At 58.3% G+C, this 22976-nt stretch carries 21 protein-coding genes; 9 read left to right on the top strand and 12 right to left on the bottom strand.

The window, feature by feature from the left end; translation table 11 throughout:
- Window positions 1-61: 61 nt before the first annotated feature.
- Window positions 62-1378, bottom strand: coding sequence for a transporter (locus ACO05M_RS04765; RefSeq protein WP_421868457.1), 1317 nt, complete (start codon window positions 1376-1378; stop codon window positions 62-64).
- Between the two features lie 69 nt (window positions 1379-1447).
- Window positions 1448-2842, bottom strand: a complete 1395-nt coding sequence (locus ACO05M_RS04760; protein WP_421868455.1) for a sigma 54-interacting transcriptional regulator — start codon at window positions 2840-2842, stop codon at window positions 1448-1450.
- A 542-nt stretch (window positions 2843-3384) separates the two neighbouring features.
- Between ACO05M_RS04760 and dapB the strand changes: the two genes are divergently transcribed.
- Window positions 3385-4188 carry a 4-hydroxy-tetrahydrodipicolinate reductase gene (gene dapB / locus ACO05M_RS04755; protein WP_421868452.1) on the top strand — a complete coding sequence of 268 codons (804 nt, stop codon included), beginning with the start codon at window positions 3385-3387 and terminating at the stop codon, window positions 4186-4188.
- Between the two features lie 8 nt (window positions 4189-4196).
- On the opposite strand, the gene ACO05M_RS04750 is transcribed toward dapB, so the two are convergent.
- Window positions 4197-5207, bottom strand: coding sequence for a patatin-like phospholipase family protein (locus ACO05M_RS04750; protein WP_421868451.1), 1011 nt, complete (start codon window positions 5205-5207; stop codon window positions 4197-4199).
- Window positions 5208-5385: 178 nt separating this feature from the next.
- Between ACO05M_RS04750 and ACO05M_RS04745 the strand changes: the two genes are divergently transcribed.
- The 4 genes from ACO05M_RS04745 to ACO05M_RS04730 all read left to right on the top strand — a co-directional run bounded on the left by ACO05M_RS04745 (window position 5386) and on the right by ACO05M_RS04730 (window position 10515).
- A complete protein-coding gene (locus tag ACO05M_RS04745) occupies window positions 5386-5712 on the top strand; it encodes a c-type cytochrome (RefSeq protein ID WP_421868448.1) in 327 nt (108 codons plus the stop codon).
- Between the two features lie 240 nt (window positions 5713-5952).
- On the top strand, window positions 5953-6816 hold the full coding sequence (locus ACO05M_RS04740) for an MBL fold metallo-hydrolase (protein ID WP_421868445.1): 864 nt from the start codon (window positions 5953-5955) through the stop codon (window positions 6814-6816).
- Between the two features lie 104 nt (window positions 6817-6920).
- Window positions 6921-8660 (top strand): TIGR01244 family sulfur transferase, encoded by a 1740-nt coding sequence (locus tag ACO05M_RS04735; RefSeq protein ID WP_421868442.1) that lies wholly within the window; start codon window positions 6921-6923, stop codon window positions 8658-8660.
- A 46-nt stretch (window positions 8661-8706) separates the two neighbouring features.
- Entirely contained in the window at window positions 8707-10515 is a 1809-nt protein-coding gene (locus ACO05M_RS04730; RefSeq protein WP_421868440.1) for a SulP family inorganic anion transporter, read from the top strand.
- Here the strand turns inward: ACO05M_RS04730 and ACO05M_RS04725 are convergent.
- Together ACO05M_RS04725 and ACO05M_RS04720 are read right to left on the bottom strand one after the other, a co-directional pair.
- Entirely contained in the window at window positions 10433-11644 is a 1212-nt protein-coding gene (locus ACO05M_RS04725; protein ID WP_421868437.1) for an MFS transporter, read from the bottom strand. The two genes, ACO05M_RS04730 and ACO05M_RS04725, sit on opposite strands and share 83 nt — an antisense overlap.
- 195 nt (window positions 11645-11839) lie before the next feature.
- Window positions 11840-13300: a diguanylate cyclase domain-containing protein gene (locus ACO05M_RS04720; protein ID WP_421868433.1), complete on the bottom strand. Its 1461-nt coding sequence runs from the start codon at window positions 13298-13300 to the stop codon at window positions 11840-11842.
- A gap of 320 nt (window positions 13301-13620) precedes the next feature.
- On the opposite strand from ACO05M_RS04720, the gene ACO05M_RS04715 reads away from it, so the two are divergent.
- A complete protein-coding gene (locus ACO05M_RS04715) occupies window positions 13621-14655 on the top strand; it encodes a DsbA family protein (RefSeq protein WP_421868431.1) in 1035 nt (344 codons plus the stop codon).
- A 29-nt stretch (window positions 14656-14684) separates the two neighbouring features.
- Window positions 14685-15203 carry a DUF501 domain-containing protein gene (locus tag ACO05M_RS04710; protein WP_421868427.1) on the top strand — a complete coding sequence of 173 codons (519 nt, stop codon included), beginning with the start codon at window positions 14685-14687 and terminating at the stop codon, window positions 15201-15203.
- A gap of 45 nt (window positions 15204-15248) precedes the next feature.
- Here ACO05M_RS04710 and ACO05M_RS04705 read toward each other — a convergent pair.
- The 3 genes from ACO05M_RS04705 to coaD form a co-directional block, all read right to left on the bottom strand.
- A protein-coding gene (locus tag ACO05M_RS04705; protein WP_421862467.1) for an IS3 family transposase occupies window positions 15249-16462 on the bottom strand; the annotation gives its coding sequence in 2 pieces (ribosomal slippage) (window positions 15249-16120 and window positions 16120-16462; 1215 coding nt in all).
- A 134-nt stretch (window positions 16463-16596) separates the two neighbouring features.
- Entirely contained in the window at window positions 16597-16842 is a 246-nt protein-coding gene (locus ACO05M_RS04700) for a YfhL family 4Fe-4S dicluster ferredoxin (protein WP_114696697.1), read from the bottom strand.
- Between the two features lie 52 nt (window positions 16843-16894).
- Entirely contained in the window at window positions 16895-17380 is a 486-nt protein-coding gene (coaD, locus tag ACO05M_RS04695; RefSeq protein WP_421868424.1) for a pantetheine-phosphate adenylyltransferase, read from the bottom strand.
- 120 nt (window positions 17381-17500) lie between these two features.
- Here coaD and ACO05M_RS04690 point away from each other — a divergent pair, with 120 nt between their 5' ends.
- Window positions 17501-18766 carry a M48 family metallopeptidase gene (locus ACO05M_RS04690; protein ID WP_421868421.1) on the top strand — a complete coding sequence of 422 codons (1266 nt, stop codon included), beginning with the start codon at window positions 17501-17503 and terminating at the stop codon, window positions 18764-18766.
- Between the two features lie 102 nt (window positions 18767-18868).
- On the opposite strand, the gene ACO05M_RS04685 is transcribed toward ACO05M_RS04690, so the two are convergent.
- From ACO05M_RS04685 to ACO05M_RS04670, 4 genes are all read right to left on the bottom strand, one after another.
- On the bottom strand, window positions 18869-19063 hold the full coding sequence (locus ACO05M_RS04685) for a PA3496 family putative envelope integrity protein (protein ID WP_421868419.1): 195 nt from the start codon (window positions 19061-19063) through the stop codon (window positions 18869-18871).
- Window positions 19064-19348: 285 nt separating this feature from the next.
- Window positions 19349-20227 (bottom strand): SIS domain-containing protein, encoded by an 879-nt coding sequence (locus tag ACO05M_RS04680; RefSeq protein WP_421868416.1) that lies wholly within the window; start codon window positions 20225-20227, stop codon window positions 19349-19351.
- Window positions 20228-20374: 147 nt separating this feature from the next.
- A complete protein-coding gene (elbB, locus tag ACO05M_RS04675) occupies window positions 20375-21028 on the bottom strand; it encodes an isoprenoid biosynthesis glyoxalase ElbB (protein WP_421868413.1) in 654 nt (217 codons plus the stop codon).
- Window positions 21029-21119: 91 nt separating this feature from the next.
- Window positions 21120-21974: an SDR family oxidoreductase gene (locus ACO05M_RS04670; RefSeq protein WP_421868411.1), complete on the bottom strand. Its 855-nt coding sequence runs from the start codon at window positions 21972-21974 to the stop codon at window positions 21120-21122.
- 105 nt (window positions 21975-22079) lie between these two features.
- Here ACO05M_RS04670 and ACO05M_RS04665 point away from each other — a divergent pair, with 105 nt between their 5' ends.
- The gene (locus ACO05M_RS04665) at window positions 22080-22976 is read left to right on the top strand and encodes a LysR substrate-binding domain-containing protein (RefSeq protein ID WP_421868408.1); all 897 of its coding nucleotides are present in this window, start codon (window positions 22080-22082) and stop codon (window positions 22974-22976) included.

The raw sequence follows: 22976 nt of genomic DNA, 5'->3' as shown, positions 1-22976 counted from the left end.
AACAGAAAGCCTTAGGTCCTTCAACGGGACCTAAGGCTTGGCTTGTTAGAAAGATCTCAGATTAGAAAACCTTGTTGCTGAACGGCATGCGGAAGGTCATCAACATATCCGGCGCATCATCGGTGATGCCGAACTCCAGATTCAGGTTGATCCCCACGTTCGGTCGTAACTGGTAGGAGTAACCCATCAGAATCGAGCCGATGTTCAACTGCGAGCTGCTCACCTCAACCCCGTTGATCTCGGTTTTGGTGGCTTGAATCCAGTCATTCTTGAACCCCAGCGTAAACGCGGCCCGCTCATTGATCGAATAGCCCATCCCGAAACTCATCCGGACCGCATCACCCGGATCAACCTTGCCGATCCGCTGAGCACCGTTTTCCGAACCGGCGCCAATCACTTTATCGACATCATCAGAGATATTGAACACATATCCCAGGTTGCCGAAGAACACCGCCGGAGCCGACGGGTACAGTGCCGTGATACTGGGCTCGAAGGAATAAAAACCGCTGCCTGTTGCCAGCTCCTGCCCGATCCCTTCGTCGTTACGATCAACATCAAACGGCCCCCGGCCATTGGCCAGCTTCAAGCGACCGTTAAGGATAAGATAGGGCCAGCCATCCTCGCCGTTGTTAAGCTGGTAGTGGAACGCGGCCTCGATATCGCCGATACCACTACCGTCAAGACTGCTTGAAGCGACCGGATCATCATCCAGCTGCGGAATCAGGGCACCTTCCTTCTCACTACGGTAGATATAAGGGACTTTCAGCTCCAGCTCCAGTCGCTGGGTTATCCCCAAGCGCCCGGTCAGCGAGGCCGTCACACTGTCACGGTCGGCATCAACCGCCTCCAGGATACCGATCCCCAACGAACTGAGGATTTCGATACCGCGGAAAGTCACCCGATTAACGTCGGAGTGGGCATATTGCAGTGACGGCTCCAGCACCAGCACACCCTTGGGTGTCAGCACCCCCCCGACCTCCGCCAGCTCGGCCACGACCGGACGGCGCTGCTGTTGCGACTGCTTCGGCGCCTGCCCCACCGGTTGCTGATTGGCTTGCTGCTGGTTCTGCGCCACCTGAACCTGGCGCGTCGGCTGATCGGATTGCGCCGGACCGGCACCGCGGCTCTGCATCAGGACATCACTTCGCAGCAGCTCCAATCCCAGTTGCTGATCTTCCAGTTTTCGTTTCTGCTGCTGAATCCTGTCCTGCTGATCTTGAAGCTGTTGTTGTTGCTGCTCGATCCGCTGTTGCTGCTGTTCCAGCGCCTGCTCCAACTGCGCTATTTTTTCCTCCAATGTTTGGGCTGCCACGTTCTCAGCGACCGCCAGCGACAACAGTAAGGGTGCAAAACATCGCACTCGATTCACCCTGCTCATAGATACCCCTCCTTAGAAATCAAAAGCGTCGCTATTACGCGACCCACAATTGTCTGAACTGCATACCACCTAGTCCGGATGTTCTTGGTTACCCTTCAGATCCATCCCGAATTTATCCATCAGTCGGTACAGCGTGACCCGTGAGACCTCCAGTTGCCGGGCCGCTTCGGTGACATTGTTGCCGCAACTGCGCAACGCCCGACTGATCGCCGCGCGATCAGCCTCGGCCCGGCTGTCAGCCAGGCTTTGAACCGGCCGGCTATCGGGCTCCTGGTTGAACTCAAGATCCTCAGGCTTGATCAGACAGCCTTCGCACATAACCACCGCCCGTTCGACCCGGTTGATCAGTTCACGGACGTTTCCGGGCCAGGCATAACTTTGCAGGCAGCGCATCGCCGAACGGCTGAAGCCACGAATACGTTGACGAGACTCGCCTTGGAATTTGGTCAGGAAATAACGGGCCAACGGCTGAATATCTTCGGGACGGTCACGCAGGCTCGGCAGCCTTAGCGCCAGCACGTGCAGCCGGTAGTAGAGATCATCGCGAAATGTCTGCCGCGCGACCGCCTCTTGCAGGTCTCGGTGGGTCGCCGTGATGACTCGAACATCGACCGGAATCGGTTCATTTCCTCCCACCCGGTTGATAGTCCGCTCTTGCAGAAAGCGCAGAAAGTTGACCTGCAACTCCAGCGGCAGGTCGCCGATCTCATCCAGGAACAGGGTGCCGCCGTCGGCCGACTCAATGCGTCCGATGCTGCGTTTATGGGCGCCACTGAAGGAGCCCTTTTCATGGCCGAACAGTTCCGTCTGTATCAGGGAGGCGTGAATCGAACCGCAGTTCAGGGCGACAAAGGGGCCGTCGGCCCGTGGCGACTTTTCATGGATTGCCCGCGCCGCCAGCTCTTTCCCGGTACCGCTCTCCCCGCTGATCATCACCGACGCATCGACGCTGGCGATCCGATCGATCTTGTTGAAGACCTTATGCATCAACGGACTGACCGCCACCATATGGCAGCCCGAGTCATAGCGATCGCTTCGCTCGTTCAGGGTATGACGGATGCGGGCCATGCCGTAGGCGTGGCCGAGCGAATTCATCAACCGCTCATCGTCGATCGGCAGGGTGTGGTAATCACTCAGATAATGGGCGATCAACTGACGCGTTTTATTCAGCGACAGATTTTCAGGCTCGATCAGCCCGACCCATTCCATCGTCCCGGATTGCTGCAGCAGATACTCCAGCTCATTACTACCGCCGTTGAGGTAGTAACGGTCGAAGAACACCAGGCCGACCCTTGGATTTTCGGCCTCGATAATCCGTAACGCGTCGTCGGTACTCAGCGCCGGGTAGGGGAACCAACCTGCCCCCTCGATTGCCTGTCGCGGAATCTTATAGCCCTCGGCGATCCGCAGACAAAGAACCGCTCTCCTCTCCATGATCTGCTCCAGTGCCCACCGGTTGGTCACAGACCTACCGTAACTCCCTATAAACAGAGATGTCCGAAATCGCACTCCGGACAACAAACCAACCGTGACTCCTTCACCGTCGGTCGTGTTCGATCAACAGGAATTATCAGAGATGTCCGAAATCGCACTCCGGACAACAAACCAACCGTGACTCCTTCACCGTCGGTCGTGTTCGATCAACAGGAATTATCCAAGCTACCCGGCTTCAGATAACGGATTGAGCCTCAAACCATGAAACACGATCCATCGATGTTATCCATCGAAACAATGTCCGGGTTGGCACTACCTGTTTGGGAGACTGCGGGGGAACAACAATACGCTAACACGTAAAAAGACTCGCCCTCACTCAAAGGAAACTGTAGCAGGCAGCCGTGACTCCAGCGAGTTTGGTTCGGTTTAAATTGCGCATAGCCGCCAAGTCGGTCTGCGACAAGCGGCATCGGCCCGGCAGAAGATAGCCTTCGGTGATCGAATCTACTAGTATGCGGCGACCAGCGCTGATGCAGACCCAGTGCTCCACCGAGTTCGTTCCGGAGATCGACATGACACGTATCGCAATTACTGGCGCCGCCGGGCGCATGGGTAAAACTCTGATCGAGGCTGTACAGCTGGCGGAAGGAGCCAGTTTGACGGCGGCTATCGAACGCCCCGAAAGTTCGCTGGTCGGCGCCGACGCCGGCGAGCTGGCCGGGCTGGGCAAACTCGGAGTGGCGATCAGTGGCGATATTAATCAGGTCATCGATGATTTTGACGTGCTGATCGACTTCAGTGCACCGGTCGCCACTGTGGCCAATGTTCAGGCCTGCCGCGCCGCCGGCAAACAGATCGTGATCGGCACGACCGGATTCGACGACACGCAGAAAACCGAGGTGCACAGTGCTCAAAGCGAGATTTCACTCTGTATCGCCTCCAACTTCAGCACCGGCGTTAATCTCTGCTTCAAACTGGCCAAAGCCGCCGCCGAAATTCTCGGTGACGACTACGATGTCGAGATCTACGAAGCCCATCACCGCCATAAGGTCGACGCCCCTTCAGGCACGGCCCTGAGCCTGGGCGAAGCGGTTGCCGACGGCCTGCAGCGCAACCTGAAAGAGGTCGCGATCTACGGGCGTGAAGGTCAAACCGGTGCCCGTAAGCGCGAAACCATCGGTTTTGCCACCGTGCGCGGCGGCGATGTGGTCGGCGATCACACCGTCATGTACATGGCCGACGGTGAACGGGTCGAAATTACCCACAAGGCTTCCAGCCGGATGGCTTTTGCCCGGGGCGCCGTTCGTGCCGCCTGCTGGTTGGATGGTAAGCAGCCGGGTCTGTACGACATGCAGGACGTACTGGGTCTGAAATAACCCCGAACTCAACCGAATCGGGCCACCAGATCGACCCCCGGGTTGCGCCGGGGGAAAGCCCCTCCTTGATCCAGCCAATGCTGCGCCTGTTGCTCGCCCAACTGTTTCAAGCGCAGCAGAAAGGCCAGCCGGGTATCATAACGGCTGGCCCGAGACAGTTGAGCCATCGCCGCGTCCGGCTCAATCAGATGAAAGCGGAGACGCCGAACTCGCCGCTCCAATGCCCCAAACTGCCACCAGCTTGACCGGCTCTGTTGCCGCAGCTGGGCAATGGCCCGCATCTCTCTGAGAAAGGCGCTGTTAAAACCAAACTCCGCCACCCGGGCACCGATGGCATCGATATCCGTGGGCAGTTCCGGCCGCTCTGCCGGGGTTAACAGCACCAGCAGAATATCCCGACTGCGGCTGTCATAAATCAGCGGATAAAGTGCCGGATTTCCGGCAAAACCGCCATCCCAGTAATACTCACCGTCAACCTCAATCGCACGGTGAATGGTCGGTAGGCATGCCGAAGCCAGCACCCGACTCACATCCAGCTCGGTCTCCCGAAACAACCGTAGCTTGCCGTTACTGACCCGGGTCGCCGCAATATAAAGCCTGAACGGACTGTTATGCCGCAACCGCTCAAAATCCACCCCGTCCTGAAGTAAGGATTCCAACGGATTCAGGTCGAGCGGATTCAGATCGTAGGGCGAGAGCTGGCTGGATAGTCGCAGCAGCCACTGGTTCAGCGCTCTGTTCAGTGACGGCTCCATCCCCTCCATATCGGGTAACCAACGAGCCGGAGACTGGGCCGCCACCGCATGCCAGAAGCGCTGCAGGCAGTCCCGCGCGCCATCCGGACCGGCGTCAAGCCAACCCTGGGCCAGCATCACCGCGTTCATCGCCCCGGCACTGGTTCCGCTGATCGCTTCGATCTGTAGGTCGGGTTGCTGTAGCAGCAGATCCAGAACCCCCCAGGTAAACGCGCCATGAGCTCCGCCGCCCTGCAGCGCCAGATTTAATCCACTAGCTGCCATCTCAGCCCCTCCCCGCCCGCTTTCAAGCCTCATACCGACGACTAACGGAGGCCCAACTAAAACACTAGGCTAATATTTGTGCATTGCACAAATATTGCAGTCATTTTACCCTGGTGCCAGACTCAAGAGATTCCATCCACGGTTCTAAACGCGAACGGTTCAAGCTAGGAATAAACCCATGGTCCCGTCACTCTCCAAACCCCTGATGCCTTGGCCACTGTGCCTGCTGCTTCTGGCAGGTTGCGCGGATCAACACGACTACGATGCGCTCAACGGTGAGCAGCTGTTCAATCAGATCTGCGCCAATTGTCACCGCCAAAGCGGTAAAGGGAGTTTTCTTGAGGGGATTCCCGCCAATGTCGGCACCCGCTTGGATCGTGAGCAGTTGATCCGGCTAATTACCGAGGGCAGTTCTGGGCATAAAAAGATGCCCGTAATCAGTCAGTTGGATCGCCAACAAGCCGGTCTTGTCGCCGATTACCTGAGAACCGTATTGGGTCGTTGATTCCAACCGGCCCGATTCCCCGCAACCACCTCCTGTTCCCAAGCAGCGCGACCGCAAGCCGGACTCCAGTCCCTTCACCTATGCTTCAGCAACAAAGCTGATCAATTTTCGACCAAAGTCGCTGGCGTTCACTGTTGACGGCGCTCCCGATTATTATGTTATTCTAATTTAATCTAACGTTATAACCATATTTGCATAACTATAACTCCAATAACTCACTGCAAACCGAGGAAGCCTGCCATGTCTGCTCTCGTGACCCCCTTCTTTGACGAACCGACCTTCACCTTCAGTTACATCGTGCAGGATCAGAACTCCAACTGCTGTGCAATCATCGACTCGGTGCTGGACTTCGATTATGACTCGGGCAGCACCTGCACGCGCTCTGCCGACCAGATGCTGGCCCATATCCGTGAGCACAACCTGCAGCTGGAGTGGATTCTTGAAACCCATGTCCACGCCGACCACCTGTCCGCCGCGCCTTATCTGAAGCAGCAGGCCGGTGGAAAAACCGGCATCGGAGAACATATCCAGACGGTTCAAAACACCTTCGGGAAAGTGTTTAACGCCGGTACCGAGTTCGCCCGCGACGGCAGCCAGTTCGACCAGCTGTTCAAGGACGGCGACAAATTCCAGATCGGCGGTTTGACGGCCAAAGCGATCCACACCCCTGGCCACACTCCGGCCTGTATGACCTACCTGATCGGCGACAGCGCCTTCGTCGGCGACACCCTGTTTATGCCGGATTTCGGCACCGCCCGCTGCGACTTTCCCGGTGGCGATGCCGGTATCCTATTCCAGTCGATCCAGAAGATTTTCTCCCTACCGGGAGAGACCCGTCTGTTCATGTGCCACGACTACAAGGCCCCTGGTCGGGATCAGTACGCCTGGGAGACCACCGTCGCCGAAGAGCGCCAGAACAACATTCATGTCGGCCACGGTATCAGCCAGCAGGATTTTGAGCAGATGCGTTCTGAGAGGGACAAGACCCTGGGTATGCCGCGGCTGATTCTGCCTTCGGTACAGGTCAATATGCGTGCCGGCCAGATGCCGCCGGCCGAGGACAACGGCCAGATCTACCTGAAAGTCCCCCTCAACCTGTTTTAACCGGCTGTCGTTAGCGGGCGTTCACTTACGCCCCAGCCCAAACCCAAAAGACCCATAACAATAAAACCGATAACAACAATATTTACGACATCAGGGAGCCCGGTATGGATGTTCATCAGTTAAGCCCTTTTATCAGTGTCTGCTCGCAGATCACCGCCGCCGACGTCGGCCTTGCCGCCTCGATGGGGTTCAAGGCGATCATGAGCAATCGCCCTGACAACGAGAGCGAGGATCAACCCGCCAACGATGAGATCCGCCAAGCCTGCGAACGACACGGACTGGCCTGGTACTACCTGCCGGTTATTTCCGGCCAGATCACCGATGAAAATGCCGCCGACTTCCGTGAAATGATGGCCGCTATCCGTGGCCCGGTACTGGCATTCTGCCGAACCGGAACCCGCTGCTGCACCCTGTGGGCGCTGGCCGAAGCACCGCGTCTGGATGTCGAGGCGATCCTGAAGGCGACGGCTGCCGCCGGCTATGACCTCAGTGCCCAGCGTGAGCGGATCAATGCCCTGGCCAACGAAGGGCTGCCTGCCCAGGCGATCACCTCCGGCAGCGGCCGCCGCCACGATGTCTTGATCGTCGGCGGTGGGGCCGGGGGGCAATCGGTCGCCGCCAGCCTGCTGAAGCGAAAGCCGGATCTGGACATCGCCATTATCGAGCCGCGTACCGAACACTTCTACCAACCCGGCTGGACCCTGGTCGGTGGTGGTGTCTTCGAGCGCAAGGACACGGTTCGGCCGATGGAGCAGGTGATGCCCGATCAGGTCAAGTGGTACCACGCCGCCGCCTCCACCTTCGAGCCCAAACAGCAACAGGTGGTGCTGGAAGATGGTGAGCGGATCGGCTACCGCATGCTGGTGGTGTCACCGGGCCTGCGACTGGACTGGGATGCGATTCCGGGGCTGCGAGAGACCCTGGGCAGCAACGGCGTCACCTCCAACTACCTGTTCGACCTGGCACCCTACACCTGGGACCTGGTGCAGAGCACCCGCAGGGGCAAGGCGCTGTTTACCCAGCCACCGATGCCGATCAAGTGTGCCGGCGCACCACAGAAGGCGATGTACCTGGCTTGCGACTACTGGCATCGCAACAACCGACTGGGCGAGCTGGATATCCAGTTCTGCAACGCCGGCGGCGCACTGTTCGGCGTCGCCGACTATGTCCCGGCCCTGATGGAGTACATCGAGAAGTACGGTATCGAGCTCAACTTTATGCACAACCTGGCCGCCGTCGATGGTCAGGCCAAGACCGCCCTGTTCAAAGTGACCGACGGCGAAGGCCAGGTCAGCGAAGTCGAAAAGCCGTTCGATATGATCCACGTCTGCCCGCCGCAGACGTCACCGAAATTTATCGTCGACAGCCCGCTGGCCGATGCCGACGGCTGGCTCGATCTGAGCCCGGAAACCCTGCAGCACAAGCAGTTCGGCGATATCTTCGGATTGGGCGATGGCGGCAACACCCCCAACGCCAAGACCGCAGCGGCGGTGCGCAAGCAAGCCCCGGTGGTGGCCGAAAACGTCTTACGGGCGTTGGAGGGCGAAGCGCCACGGGCGATCTACGACGGTTACGGCTCCTGCCCGCTGACGGTGGAACGGGGCAAGATCGTACTGGCCGAATTCGGCTACGGCGGCAAACTGCTGCCCACCTTCCCCAACTGGCTGGTGCAGGGTACCCGACCCAGCAAGCTGTCCTGGCTGCTGAAGGAGAAGATGCTGCCCTGGCTGTACTGGGAAGGCATGCTCAAGGGCCGCGAGTGGTTGGCCGAGCCGGAGATCCTGGCCCATAACCCGGCCGTTCAGGACACCAGCGATGCCTGTGACTGGAAGGACAAGCCTTGATGCGATCACGCGCTAACACAAGCAGTTGCGGTGAACGGGAGACGCTGTGAAGTTAAAACGCTACCTGCCGATCTTCGATTGGCTCGGCACCTATAATCGCCAGTCCCTGACCTCCGACCTGGTCGCGGCCCTGATCGTGACCATCATGCTGATCCCGCAGTCGCTGGCCTATGCGCTGCTGGCCGGCTTGCCTCCGGAGGTCGGTCTCTACGCCAGCATCCTGCCGCTGGTGGCCTACGCCCTGTTCGGCAGCAGCCGGACCCTGGCGGTCGGCCCGGTGGCGGTGGTCTCGCTGATGACCGCCGCCGCGGTCGGCAATCTGGCGTTGCAGGGTACCCAGGAGTACCTGGTGGCGGCGGTGGCGCTGGCATTTATCTCCGGCCTGATGCTGGTGTTGATGGGGATCTTCCGGCTCGGCCTGCTGGCCAACTTTCTCAGCCACCCGGTGATCTCCGGGTTTATCACCGCCTCGGGGATCATTATCGCCGCCAGTCAGCTCAAGCACCTGCTGGGCGTCGATGCGTCGGGCCACAATTTGCTGGAGATCGTCCAGTCGCTGCTGGCCCGGCTCGATCAGATCAACCCGACCACCCTGGTGATCGGCGTGCTGGCCACCGGTTTTCTGTTCTGGGTTCGTCAGGGGCTCAAGCCCCTGTTGATCGGGTTCGGGCTGCCGCCTCGACTGGCCGACCTTTGCGCCAAGGCCGGCCCTGTGCTGGCGGTAGCCGGAACCACCCTGGCGGTCTGGCTATTCGGCCTGGTTGAGCAGCAGGTTGCCGTCGTCGGAGCCGTACCCCAGGGCCTACCCAGCCTGACCCTTCCCAGTTTCGACATGGACCTGTGGCAGCAGCTGTTTATCTCGGCCCTGTTGATCAGCGTGGTCGGCTTTGTCGAGTCGGTGTCGGTGGCCCAGACCCTGGCGGCCAAACGGCGCCAACGGATCGAACCCAATCAGGAGTTGATCGGCCTGGGCAGTGCCAATATCGCCTCCTCCCTATCCGGCGGCTACCCCGTAACCGGCGGCTTTGCCCGCTCGGTGGTCAACTTCGATGCCGGGGCCGAAACTCCTGCAGCAGGGGCCTTCACCGCCATCGGTATCGCCCTGGCGGCATTGCTGCTCACGCCGCTGATCTATTTCCTGCCTAAGGCGACGCTGGCGGCCACCATCATCGTCGCGGTGCTGTCGCTGGTCGACCTTGGTGCACTAAAGCGGACCTGGGACTACTCTCGCAGCGACTTCGCTGCGATGCTGGCTACCATCGTGCTGACCCTGCTACAGGGTGTCGAGCTGGGGATTATTGCCGGGGTGACCCTATCGATCCTGCTGCACCTGTATCGCACCAGCAAACCCCACAGCGCCGTGGTGGGACGGGTGCCCGGGACCGAACACTTCCGCAACATTGAACGTCACGAGGTGCAAACCGATCGCCACATTTTGACCCTGCGGATCGACGAGAGCCTCTACTTCGCCAACGCCCGCTATCTGGAAGATCGGGTTTACGAGCTGGTGGCCGACAATCCGGAGATCGAACACCTGGTGCTGATGTGTCCGGCGGTCAACCTGATCGACGCTTCAGCTCTGGAGAGCCTGGAAGCGATCAACGACCGGCTTTGCGACAGCGGGGTCTATTTCCACCTGTCGGAGGTTAAGGGACCGGTGATGGACCAGCTCAAACGCTCCCATTTCCTGCAACAGCTCAACGGTCAGGTGTTTCTGAGTCAGTTCGAGGCCTGGTCGGCGCTCTGTCATCCGGCTTCCGGGGAAACCGAGATCAAGCCGGCACCGGTTGAGCCGAACGAGCAGGCTTTATCGGCAGATGCACCGCTGCCGCCAGAAAGCCCAGCAGTGCGCTGATCAACCAGACCGCGTCGTAGTTGCCGGTCTGGTCGAACAGCCAGCCCGAAATCCAGGCGCCGAAGAAGGCGCCGATCTGATGGCTGAACATCACCAGCCCAAACAGGCTGGCCAGCCGGGCGGTACCGAAGAACTGCGCCAGGGTGCCACTGGTCAGCGGTACCGTCGACAGCCACAACACCCCCATCACCGCGGAAAAGAGATAGAAACTGTCGGCGGTTTTGGGCAACCAGATAAAGGCCAATACGATCGCCCCACGCAATCCGTAGATCCAGGACAGCAGATAGGGTTTGTGATAGCGCCCGCCGAGCCAACCGGCAAAGATGGTACCGGCCACGTTGATCAGTCCGATCAACGCCAGCGAGTTGGCCGCGATATCCGGTGTCAGACCACAGACAGCCACCAGGTTCGGCAGATGCACCGAGATAAAGGCGACGTGGTAGCCGCAAACAAAAAACCCCGTTGCCAGCAGCACGAAACGGCGGTCGAAGTGGACCCGCTGCCGAGATTCGGTACCGGGAGGCGCTGGCAGTACGGCCGTTTTCAGCCATGGACTGAACAGCGCCATCAACAGAATGCAGCCGGCCAGAATCCAAAGAGCTTCGCTCCAACCGAAATGACTGTTGGCCCACTGGGTCAACAGCGCAAACAGAAACTGGCCCAAGGAGCCACCGGCGCTGACGACCCCAAGGGCAAACGAGCGTTGTCGCTCACTGACCTGACGTCCCACCGCCGCCAGCACCACCGGAAAGGTGGTCGCTCCGATTCCGATACCGATCAGGATGCCGTTACTGGCCTGATACAACCAAGGGCTCTCACTGACCGCCAACAGCGCCAGTCCCGCGGCATAGAGCACAGTCCCGGCCAGCAACACCCGCACCGTGCCATAGCGCTCGGCCGCCAATCCGGCCAACGGAGAAACCGCTCCCCAGACCAGATTCTGAACCGCGAAGGCAAAGGACAGCTCCGCCATCGGCCAACCGTAGCTGATCTGCATGTCGGGCAACAGCAGCCCCATCGACTGCCTCACGCCCATGTTCAGCAACAGAATCAACAATCCGGCGATTACCGCCAGCAGTGCTTGGGCCGGCCAGGCTTCGGAGCGTAGAGATGGGCTTGACGTAGACATCCTGATTCCTTGATGAACAGATAGTGCAGCCAAGCTCGGTGGCCGGCTCTCGGCGGCCATTGAGTGTAGCGATTCTTAAGATTGGGGAAAGTGAAAAACAGGGGCTGTTACTATTGGTTAGAAGTTGGCCCCGGCTAGTGACAGAGGTGTCCAAGACGGCAGCAATACGCAGCCTTTCCCGTTTGTCCCCTGAGGCTAAAGATCTTCGAAATCAACGTAACCGCTTTTTCCTTTGCGCTTGGCATGACAGATCGCCCGGTCGGCTTTCGACAGCAGCTGCTCCACTTCATAACCATGGTCGGGGAAATAGCTGATACCGATATGGACACCCAGGCCTTCAGCCAACTGCGGTAACGGCTGGCTGGCCACATCGATCAATTTCTGCGCCACCAGGGGGGCGTCCTGTACCCCACCGATCTCACTGAGCATCACCACAAATTCATCGCCGCCCAAGCGGGCCAGGCTATCGACCTCGCGTAGCGTTCGACTCAGGCGAGCGGCCAGCTCCACCAGTACCTGATCACCGGTTTCGTGGCCATGACGGTCGTTGATCCGCTTGAAGCCGTCCAGATCCAGTAGCATCACCACCAGTGTGCGCCCGGTACGGTGAACCCGCTTCAGTTCCTGCTCCATCAGTTCGCTGAAATAGCGACGATTGGGTAGCCCGGTTAACGGGTCGAACCGTGCCATATGGCGCAGCTGTTGCTGGGTAGCGCGATGGTGCATCACTTCCTGTTCCAGTGATGCATGACTGCTCGAAAGCTCCGACGTACGCAACTGCACCCGCTGCTGTAGTGCCTCATATTCACGCTTGAGCCGGACGGTACGGCGACGCACCTTATAGCGAAAGAGCAGTCCCACGATCGCCAGTAGCAGCCCCAACAGCAGCAGTTCCGCCAGTCCCAGTAGGGGCGGACCCGATCTGTCGCCCTCATTGTCAGCCTCCAGCAACCGTTGCAGCCCTCGCTGATAGTCCGATCCAGGCTGGGACTTCTGAACCGCCAGGTAGTGATCCAGGGCCTCGAGTACCGCTCGCTGCTCTGACCGTCGGGCCATAAAACCCACCTCATGCACACAGCAGATCACCGGGGCCAACTGCAGGCGGTAATGACTCACAGCCAGGTTCAGGGAGGTACGGGGCACCAGAACGCCATCGATTTCGGCGCCATTCAACCAATCCATCACCTGATCGTAATTTTCCGCGTCCAGCCACTGCGCCTGAATCCCCAGCTGGCTCAATTGCTGTTCAAAGGCTGCTGCGAGGGGATCGCTTCCAGCCACGGCAATCCTCGACCCGTTGAGATCACGGATCGAGCGAACCGGATAACCGATGGTCAGCAACTGCGCCCAATGGGTATACAGGGCTTGTTCGCTGAAGTCATAACGGTTGGATAGTTCTTCGGTTCTGGCAAGACCTGCCAGCAGATCCAGCTCGCCTCGGTCCAACTGCTGCAACAGTTGCGGTCGCGGCGCGGTATGAAACTGCAGCTGCCATTGCTGTTGAGCGGCAACCGCCTCCAGAACCTCGATATAAAGAGCGGTCAGCTCGCCACCGGCACGCGCCATCAGCGCCGGATCACCGGGATCGAGACCGACCCGAAGCAGGCTCTGGCCCCAGGCCTGCCCCCCTAGCAGTAACAGGCCAGACAGGTACACCAATCTAAGGCACAGATTGGTGTACCTGAAGAGATCGGGCCCCGTCTTGCCGCCTTGCCCGGCTACCGCAGTTTGAGCCCTTAGCAGCTCAATTAAGTTCATAACCAAAGCGTAGCAAAAGCCGGCCTCGATCCGGGTAGTCTCCATCCAATCTGAGCCAGATCAAGACCGTACAAATGCGCTCCAGTAATTGGGAACCAAAACCACACCGGATACTCACACCGACAGAGATTTATTTCGGCTTGCTGCGGGATCTCCGCTTGGGTATCGTCCAACCACATCCTGCCAGCAGTTGCCGCATCCTGACCTAAGGAGTCACCATGTCCCTGACGCTGTCCTTCACCCCATCATCCCGTCACTCCCGTCTGCGCGGGCTCGTCGCCGGCCTACTGTTCGGTGCTACCGCCCTGGCTCAAGCCGCCGGACCCAGCTTCCAGTATGACGGCCAACAATACAGCGGCGACAGCCTGCCTCCGGCCGTGAAGGCCGAGCTGTTCGAGCTGGAACAGCAGTTCAACAGCCAACGTCGCGACGTGATCAATGGCTATATCGTTAACCGTTACGTCCGCGAGCGTGCCCAGGCTGAAGGTAAGTCGTTCGCGCAGCTGCAACAGCAACTGCTGAGTGCACCGCTCCCCACCGACGCCGATGTCGAAGCTTTCTATCACGACAACAAGGCCCGAATTCCAGGATCACTGGAGCAGGTGCGCGAGCAGATCAAAAACTACCTCAAGCAAGCGCTGATGGTGGAAAAGCAACGCCAACTGCTGGATATGATCGCCAAGGACAAAGGCTACCAGCTGGAACTGGCGGCCCTGCCCAAATTACGCCTACCGATCGAACTCGACGGCTACCCGAGCAAGGGCAACCCGAATGCGCCGATCACGCTGGTTGAGTTTGCCGATTACCAGTGTCCGCACTGCAAAAATGCCGGCCCGATCACCAAGCAGCTACTGAAAGAGTACGGCGACAAAGTACGGCTGGTTTACCGTGACTTCCCGATCAATCGCTCCGGGATCTCCCGCAAGGTCGCAGAAGCGGCGGTCTGCGCCGATCGCCAAGGCCAATACTGGCCGTTCCACGAACTGGCCTTTGAACGCCAGAGCTACCTCAGCAACATCAGCGTGGAAATGCTGGCCGAAGAGGCGGAACTGGATATGGACGCCTTCAACAGCTGTCTGAAAACCGGTGAGCCGCAACAGATTGTGGCCGCATCCCAGGCCGAAGCCCGGGAGCTGGGCATTAACAGCACCCCCACCTTCTTCGTCAACGGCCGTCCGCTGCCCCATAACCACGGCGATCTGCTGGCAAAGCTGAAGTCGTTAATCGATGAAGAGTTGAAATCTAAAAACTAACAATCAATATCAATATATGATTTACAAGAATGATTAATGATCAACAACTGCAACTGATCGAGCAACAGCTCGGTCGCAAGCCCCGCGGGATTGCCGAGGTCAGCAACCAAACGACTGAGGGCATTCCCGTGGTGCTGCGGATGCATTCACTGGTCGATGACAAACCCTTTCCGACCCTCTACTGGCTCTGTTCCAAAGATCTCTACAAGGCGATCAGCCAGATCGAGACCGGCGGCTGGGTCAAGCAGATCGAACAGCAGCTGGAGCAGGATTCGGAACTGCGACAGGCGTATCAACAGAACCACCGTGATTACGTGGCGCTGCGCCAGGGCTATCTGAGTGAGGATGAGCAGCAGCGGATCGAAACGCTGGGCTTTTCCGAGCTGTTTCAGCGCTACGGTATCGGCGGTATCGCCCAGTGGGACAAGGTACGCTGCCTGCACATGCAGTATGCCCATTACCTGGCCCAGCCCGGTGAAGGATGCAACGTAATCGGGCAACGGATGGAGCAGGAGTTCGGGCTGTCGAAGCTGCAGCTAAAACTCTGACGAACGTTCCGACAGTGTCTTGTCCTGATATAGGTTGACATCCTTTCAGGTTGAAAACGCCCGATGCACCTCATCGGGCGTTTTGTATTTTAAGGCCATATGTGGCCGCCGTGTATTGTAGAGTCGGATCGACTCATCAACCATGATCGTGGCCTGATCTAGATCCTCTGGCTTTCTCAGCAGATACTCACCTTTCAGAATCCCGTTTACTCTTTCCGCAAGCGCATTCTGATAGCAGTCATACCCATCCGTCATCGAACAACGCACACCGTGCTCCTTATGTACGGCCTGATAGCGCTTTGAACAGTACTGTATCCCCCTGTCAGAGTGATGGATAAGCCCGGCGCTACCTTGGTAACCATCCAAGGCCTTCTGATAGGCCGTTAATACGGACTCAGCCCTCAAATCACCGTGTACGTGATAGCCGACGACTTTGCGTGAATACGCATCGGTAACCAGGCTCAGATAGGCCTCTCCGTCCCTGACTGGAAGATAGGTGATATCCGCGACCCAGATCTGTTCTGGCCGTGTGGCTTGCTCTTGCTCTGCACCGGGCTTTAGCAAGTTAGGATGGCACCAGAAACGATGATGACTCTGCGTAGTCTTGTGATATGCCCGGCGTCGCTGGACCAATAAGCGGCGATCCCTGAGCAGTTCAAATAGTTTGTCCCGGCCGATTTTACATTCCGTTTCGGCATTGAGCAGGGACAGTAGCTTACGCGCTCCCAGCCGAGGTTGCTGCATACGCTCACGTTGAACAAAGCTCAGTATGGAACAACGCATCTTTGCTTGCTGTTTCGCTCGCTGGCGTTGCTGATAGTAGGCCTGTCGGCTGATACCGAGGATTTGGCAAGCTCGAGTAACCGTCAGCCCTGTGACCTGCCGTTCTTCGATGACTTGCCGCGAGGCTTTTTTACGACACGGACCCCGTGATCCCGTTTGAGCACATCAACCACCGCTTCGAAGAACTCCGCTTTTTGCTGGGCATCTGCCAACTGTTGCTCAAGCTCCTTGATCCGCTGCTCTGGGGTAAGTTCTGAAGGCTTGTCTGACATTAGTTTTGCCTGGTGATCTGATCCTTGAGACCAATCTAGCCTGCCATGCTTACGTAGCCAAACTAATACGGTTGAGCGACCTTGGATGCCGTAACGCTGCTGTGCCTGCTTATAGGACAGTTCACCGGCTTCTACTTGGTCGACAACCGACAATTTAAAGGCGAGGGAATAATCTTTCTGAGTACGTTTAGTCTTTGTTTTCATGTCACTTCCCGAGTTAATGATCGAAAAGTGTCAACGTTATTCAGGACGGGACACAGACACAAAAAAGGGCAGCTGATCGCTGCCCTTTTTATTTCGCTTCTGACTCCGGTTTGGTCCAGAAGCGATCAAATCACTTAGCCCTGCAGACGGTGGTACTTGTCCATCAGCTGCTCTTCGGTCTCTTCGTGATCCGGGTCTTTCGGGATACAGTCGACCGGACAAACCTCGACACACTGGGGCTCGTCATAGTGACCAACACACTCGGTGCACTTGGCCGGGTCAATCTCATAAATTTCGTCACCGGGAGTGATTGCCTCGTTGGGGCACTCCGGTTCACAAACGTCACAGTTGATGCATTCGTCGGTAATGATCAGTGCCATGTCGGCTACCTCTAAAATCCTATTACTATCGAGTCGTAAAACTATCTAATTATTATCTGTCGACCGCAAAACGCTGCCGAAGTGCCTCTTCCACCAGCGGATGGACAAACTTGGAGACATCGCCTCCCAGACATGCCACTTCCCGAATCAGGGTCGAAGAAACAAAACTGTATTTTTCAGCCGGGGTCAGGAACAGGGTCTCAAAATCGGTGTAGATCGCCCGGTTCATGTTGGCCAGCTGAAATTCGTACTCAAAATCCGAAACCGCCCGCAATCCACGCAACACCGCACAGGCATCGTGCTGCTGCATGAACTCGGTCAACAGCCCGCTAAAGCCGATCACCTCGACCTTATCCAGGTGCCCGAGCACTTCCTTGGCCAGCTCGGTGCGCTGCTCGAGCGGTAACAGAGGCTGCTTCTTCGGACTGGCGGCAACCGCTACAATCACCTTGTCGAACAGCTTGGCGGCCCGCTCCACCAGATCCGAATGGCCATGGGTAATCGGATCAAACGTACCCGGGTAGACAATAATATTCATGGTATTGCTCCCAGAGCATACGAAGAATCGCGCGAATGTTAACGGAATTGGCGCAGCGGTACAATTAGATTACGTTATATGGATAAACCCACATCTATGCACAATCAGGGATTTTTATCGATGATCAGCACCGAAAAGACAGCTTATCAGCTCTCGCTAATATTACTTTCAGTACTGGTGCTATCCGGCTGTCAAACGCTGCAGTCCGTCGACCGTGGTCTGTACAACATTGCCGAGTCGGTGTCGGAGAAAGACCGGGTCACCGGCCAGCGAAGCCTCAGCCTGCAATCCCGGACGCAACAGATACAGCAGGGCAACAGCGTCGTGGAACAACTGCTCGCCAAGGAACAGCAAGCGGGGCGTAAGATCAATCAACAGCTCGATAAAGCACAGTACTGGCGCATGGTGCAGATCTTCGATCGGGTCCACCGCATCAGCCACCTGAGTGACGAGCGCTGGCAGCCGGTGTTGATCGATCGCGACAGCTTTAACGCCTTCACCACCGGCGGCACCTATATCGTGGTGCATCTGGGCCTGATGGAGCAGCTCAAGAGCGACGACGAGGTCGCGGCGGTGATGGCCCACGAGATTGCCCACACCGTGGCCAACCATGTCTTCGAAGCCCAGTCGCTGGCCCAGGTCACCGCACTGGCTAATTCGGGTTCCGCAGGACGTGACGGCTACCGGGCTGCCTTTACCCAGAAGAACGAATATGAAGCCGACCGTATCGGCGTACTCTACAGCGCCCTGGCCGGCTACGACCCGCTGGCCGCCAGCCGGATCTGGCAACGCCAGTATCAGAGCGAGGGCAACCGCCGCGGCCTGTTCTTCCAGTCACACCCGGTCAACAGTGATCGCGAACGCTTCAATCGGGTTAACGGCGAGAAGGTGCTGAGCTACTACCAACCGGGCCGGATCAACCCGAACCATGCCCAGCTGCTGCAAGACAACAGCCTGTGGAGTAAACAGCAAGGCGCCGACAATGTCGGTCAAGGAGGAGGCTTCTCGGCCCTGGCAGGTACCCTACTTGGCGCCTATGTCGATCACCAGCAAGCCAAAGCCGGTGAACGCCAGCAACAGCAGCAGATCCAGTTTGTCCGCTATGTGCAGTCGCAGATGAAGCTAGTGGGTGAAGAACGACCGGCCAGCGATCGCTGGCAACTGAGATTCCGCTATGACGGCCAGATTGCGTTGCAGGGGGTTACGGTCGGCGGCCAGCTATCACAAGGAAAAGATAAGCCACCGATCGTCATGGTGGCCCATGTCAAACAGCCAATACGCCGGGGCCAACAGTTTATTGCCGAGTTCAGACACGCGGCACTGAAGCCTCTCGGCAAGCCGAGCGACAGCGTCAAACTCTACCTCGATGACGCGGTGGCCCAATAGGTCACAGCCTCAGCAAGAGCGACCGATACACGTTGGCCCCCAGCGGGGCCGTTCTCTGCCGTACGTCGTTATCAGACCCGAACGTTCAATAAACGTCTCGGGTCAATCGAAGTCGTACTCGCAAAGATTACGTTTGAGCTCCTTCGCTTCGAAGTGGGATTCGATGGCCCGGCGGGCGCGAAGGTTGCGAAGGCTGGCGGCTTTCTTGGTTGCCTGCTGCGTTTCGGATTCAACCTCCATCGCAGCGTCGAACACGCGGTTGTGAATCTCTTCCAGCTGGTGATCATGTCTCATCATGGCAGCGACTCCATATCAAGATAATCAAGCAGGGCAGAATTCTAGGGCTACTATGTGACCTTTCGGTGACAACCCCGGAAGCGGACTCTTGATCGAACCGTCGCTGGTGAGCTGCAGGAACGACACAGGGTCCAACCCACAGGCATTTTTTTCTCACAGCTTCAAGGGAAATACAAGCTGCTATGCAGCATTTCAGCCGAGCACAGCCTTGCTGCCTAGAGCAGAAAGCACCAGGCGGTGAGCGATCAATGACCGCCGTTATAGGGCACTAAAGGGGTGCAGCGGCTACTTTTCGATCCGGGTTGCCGGTCGTTTTTCGTTCTGACGCAGTGATCGCAGGCTGCGACGGATGGTCTTGAGGTGATCGATCACCCCCGGCCCCAGCTTCATCGCCAACCCGACAGCCAGTACGTCGATCACCACCAACTGGACCACCCGTGAGGACATCAGGGCACTAAGGTCCTTGTCTTCCTCCAGGTCGATATGGATCGGCACCGTCGCCAACTCCGCCAACGGTGTGTTGCTCGGGCACAACGCGATGACCTGGGCCCCCTGGGCCAGCGCCAGGCGGGACGAGTGAAGTAGATCCTTGGTGCGACCGGTCTGTGAGACCGCCACCACCACATCGCCCTCGGACAGGGTTACCGCCGCGATCGACTGCAGGTGCGGATCCGAATAGGCCACGGCGTTGACCTTTAGACGGTGGAATTTATGCTGCGCATCGGTACAGACCGCCGCCGAGGCACCGAAGCCGTAGAATTCGATCCGCTTCGCCAAGGCCAGCGAGTCGATCGCCAGCTCCAGCGTGTCGGCATCCAGCTCCTCTTTGATGTTGAGCAGGTTACCGATGGTGGAATCGAAGATTTTTGATTTGAAGTCGCTGACGGTGTCCTTCTTGTTGAGCGAGAACTGCTCGAAGTTGGAGCTGGTGGCCAACACCTGGGCCAGGGTCAACTTGAAATCCTGGAACCCGTCGTAATTCAACGCCCGGCAAAAACGCACCACCGTCGGCTCGCTGACCTGGGCTTCAGACGCCAGATCGACGATCCGCATATGGATCACCTCTTTCGGGTGAGCCAGCACGTAATCCGCCACTTTCTGCTCGGATTTACGTAACTCCGGGCGGGCTTCGGCGATGGTTTTTAACAGGTTAGTGGTGTTCACAACAGCTCTGTCCGTCAAAATTGCGAGCGTAGGATAGCAAAAAAAAAACCGCCTTCGTGAGTCCAGTTTCGATTAAAAGCCCTGTCAAATTGGCTCGACAGCCTTCGGAGGAGCCTGCCGACTCCCCCGCGGGGCTGTCATTGCCGCTTAAGCCATCGAAATAATCTCTTCGACCAGCTTCGAAATACCCGCTGCGGCTTCGGTGATCGAACCGGCCAACATATAAGCCGGGGTGGTGATGACCTTGTTGTCCCGATCGATCACCGTGTCGCTGACGTCACAGGCCTGGTGCCGCCCACCCATCGCTTCAATGGCAGCGGCGGTCTCCGGATCCTTACCGATGGTACAGAGCACATCGGCACCAAACAGCTTCGGCGCCATCGCCGGGGCGATACAGACCAAGCCCACCGGCTTGCCCTCGGCATGAATCGCCTGGGTAAAGGCGGCTACGTCGGGATTTACCTCACAGTCACTGCCGGCCACCGCAAAGTTGGATAGATTTTTTGCCGCCCCAAACCCACCCGGGATAATCAGTGCATCGTAATCGGCCGGGTTGGCATCACCCAACGCCTTGATCTCGCCCCGCGCCAACCGGGCGGCCTCGACCAACACATTACGCCGTTCGCCTTCAGCGACCTCACCGGTCAAATGATTCACCACATGCATCTGATCGACATCCGGTGCTAGGCAGTGGTACCTGGCCCCCTGCTGCTCGATATTCAGCAGCGTCAACACCGACTCATAGATCTCCGAACCGTCGAATACTCCCGAACCGGATAGAATCACCGCTATCTGTTTCATCTTGCTTCTCCCTGTATAAGACCTGATAAATCTACTCACTATTCACCGGCAACAACGGCTCATCGGCAACCTCGGCCGCTCGGAGCCCACCTCATCCTGCGGCGGCGATAACCGCCTCGAACCCGGCCCGATAATCCGGGTAGCGGAACCGATAGCCCAAGGCCTGCAGCCGATCCGAACGACAGCGTTTGCTGCCGCTGCGCAGTTTCACACTGAAATCTTCGGGCTGCGGCTCAACTTCCACCTGTAACCGTTCTCGTAACCAGGCCAACACCTCATGGTAAGGCGCCGGGTTCGGATCGGAGGCCAGGTAGACCGGTGCCAATGGCTGTCCGGCCAGATCCTGCTCGATCAGAAAATGCAGCACACCGATACAGTCATCCTGATGGATACGGTTGCCGTACTGGCAGGGCTCCGGTAGCGCGGTAATCCCCTGTCGGACCCAGTTCAGGATTCGCTCCCGCCCGGCACCGTAGATACCGCTGAAGCGAACGCTGGTGCCGGTAAACCCGGAGTCAGCCAGCAGCTGCTCGGCATCAAGCATCGCCTGGCCGTTGAAACCGGTGGGCTCGGTCGGGCTCGATTCATCGACCCAGCCCCCGTCTCGCTGGTGATAAACCGCCGCACTGGAAACGAAGAAAATCCGCTTGGGGCACAACTGTTGCTCGCGTAAGGCCTGCAACAGGTTACGCAGCCCCTCAACATAGGCCTGTTGGTATCCTTCGGCGCTATAAGCAGCGGGAACCAACGAGAACACCAGATAGTCGTGTTCCGGCAGCCCCTCTAGAGAGTCGGGCTCGGTGACATCAGCGGCGATCCCTTGGATTGCCTCAGGCAGTTGATTAAGATGACGTTTCAGCCCGATGCATTGGTGCCCGGCCCGACTCAGTTGAAGCCCAAGACCGGTACCGATTTTGCCACAACCGACCAGTAGCACTGTCGCCACGATGCCCTACTCCCATTTCGTTAAATGCTGCGCCACAGTCTGGACCCTCCGTCCGGTGATGTCACCCCCCGGCACGCTCTCTGTCCAGCCAGTCGGAGGCCGATCATGACCCTGACCGAGCTGCGCTATATCGTTGCCCTGGCAAGCGAATGTCACTTCGGTCGTGCCGCCGAGCGTTGCTTCGTCAGCCAGCCGACCCTGAGTATCGCGGTCAAGAAGTTGGAGTCCGAGTTGGGCGTGGCCCTGTTCGAGCGGCACAAGAACCGGGTTCAACTGACCCCCAGCGGCGAGCAGATCATCGATCAGGCCCGCAAGGTGCTCAACGAAGCCAAGCGGGTTGAGGAGCTGGCCCAGCTCGGTCGCGATCCTTTGACTACCCCGTTAAGGCTGGGCGCCATCTATACCATCGCGCCCTATCTGTTCCCCCATCTGGTGCCGCGAATCCGCCAGCAGGCCCCGAATCTGCCGCTCTATCTGGAAGAGAACTTCACCCATAAACTGCGTGAAAAACTGCTGGCCGGAGAGCTGGACGCGATCGTTATCGCGCTGCCGTTCGAAGCCCCCGATGTGCTGGTACGCGAGCTCTACGACGAAACCTTCGTGGCCCTGCTGCCCGAAGACCACCCCTGGAGCGGACGGGAGCGGCTCGACCCTCAGGAGCTGGAGCAGATCCCGATGCTGATGCTCGGCGAAGGCCACTGCTTCCGCGATCAGGTCCTCGAAGCCTGTACCGGCCTGGGATCGGAAAACAACCTGATCACCGAAGGCGGCTCATTGGAAACTATCCGTCATATGGTGGCCACCGGACTGGGATCCACCGTGCTGCCCCGTTCGGCGATCGACCCGGATCACCCCCCAAAGCTGGCCAAAGTGGTGCCGTTCAGTTCGCCCGTGCCCAAGCGCACCCTGGCGCTGGCCTGGCGCACCAGCTTCCCCCGTCCCAAAGCGATCGACCTGCTGTGCGATGCGATCCGGCTCTGCCCCGCCAACAGCCCGGAATAG

Source organism: Motiliproteus sp. (assembly GCF_965230735.1).
Classification (GTDB): Bacteria; Pseudomonadota; Gammaproteobacteria; order Pseudomonadales; family Balneatricaceae; genus Motiliproteus.
The sequence above is the reverse complement of the archived record's forward strand: the minus strand, read 5'-3'. Positions and strand labels throughout refer to the sequence as shown.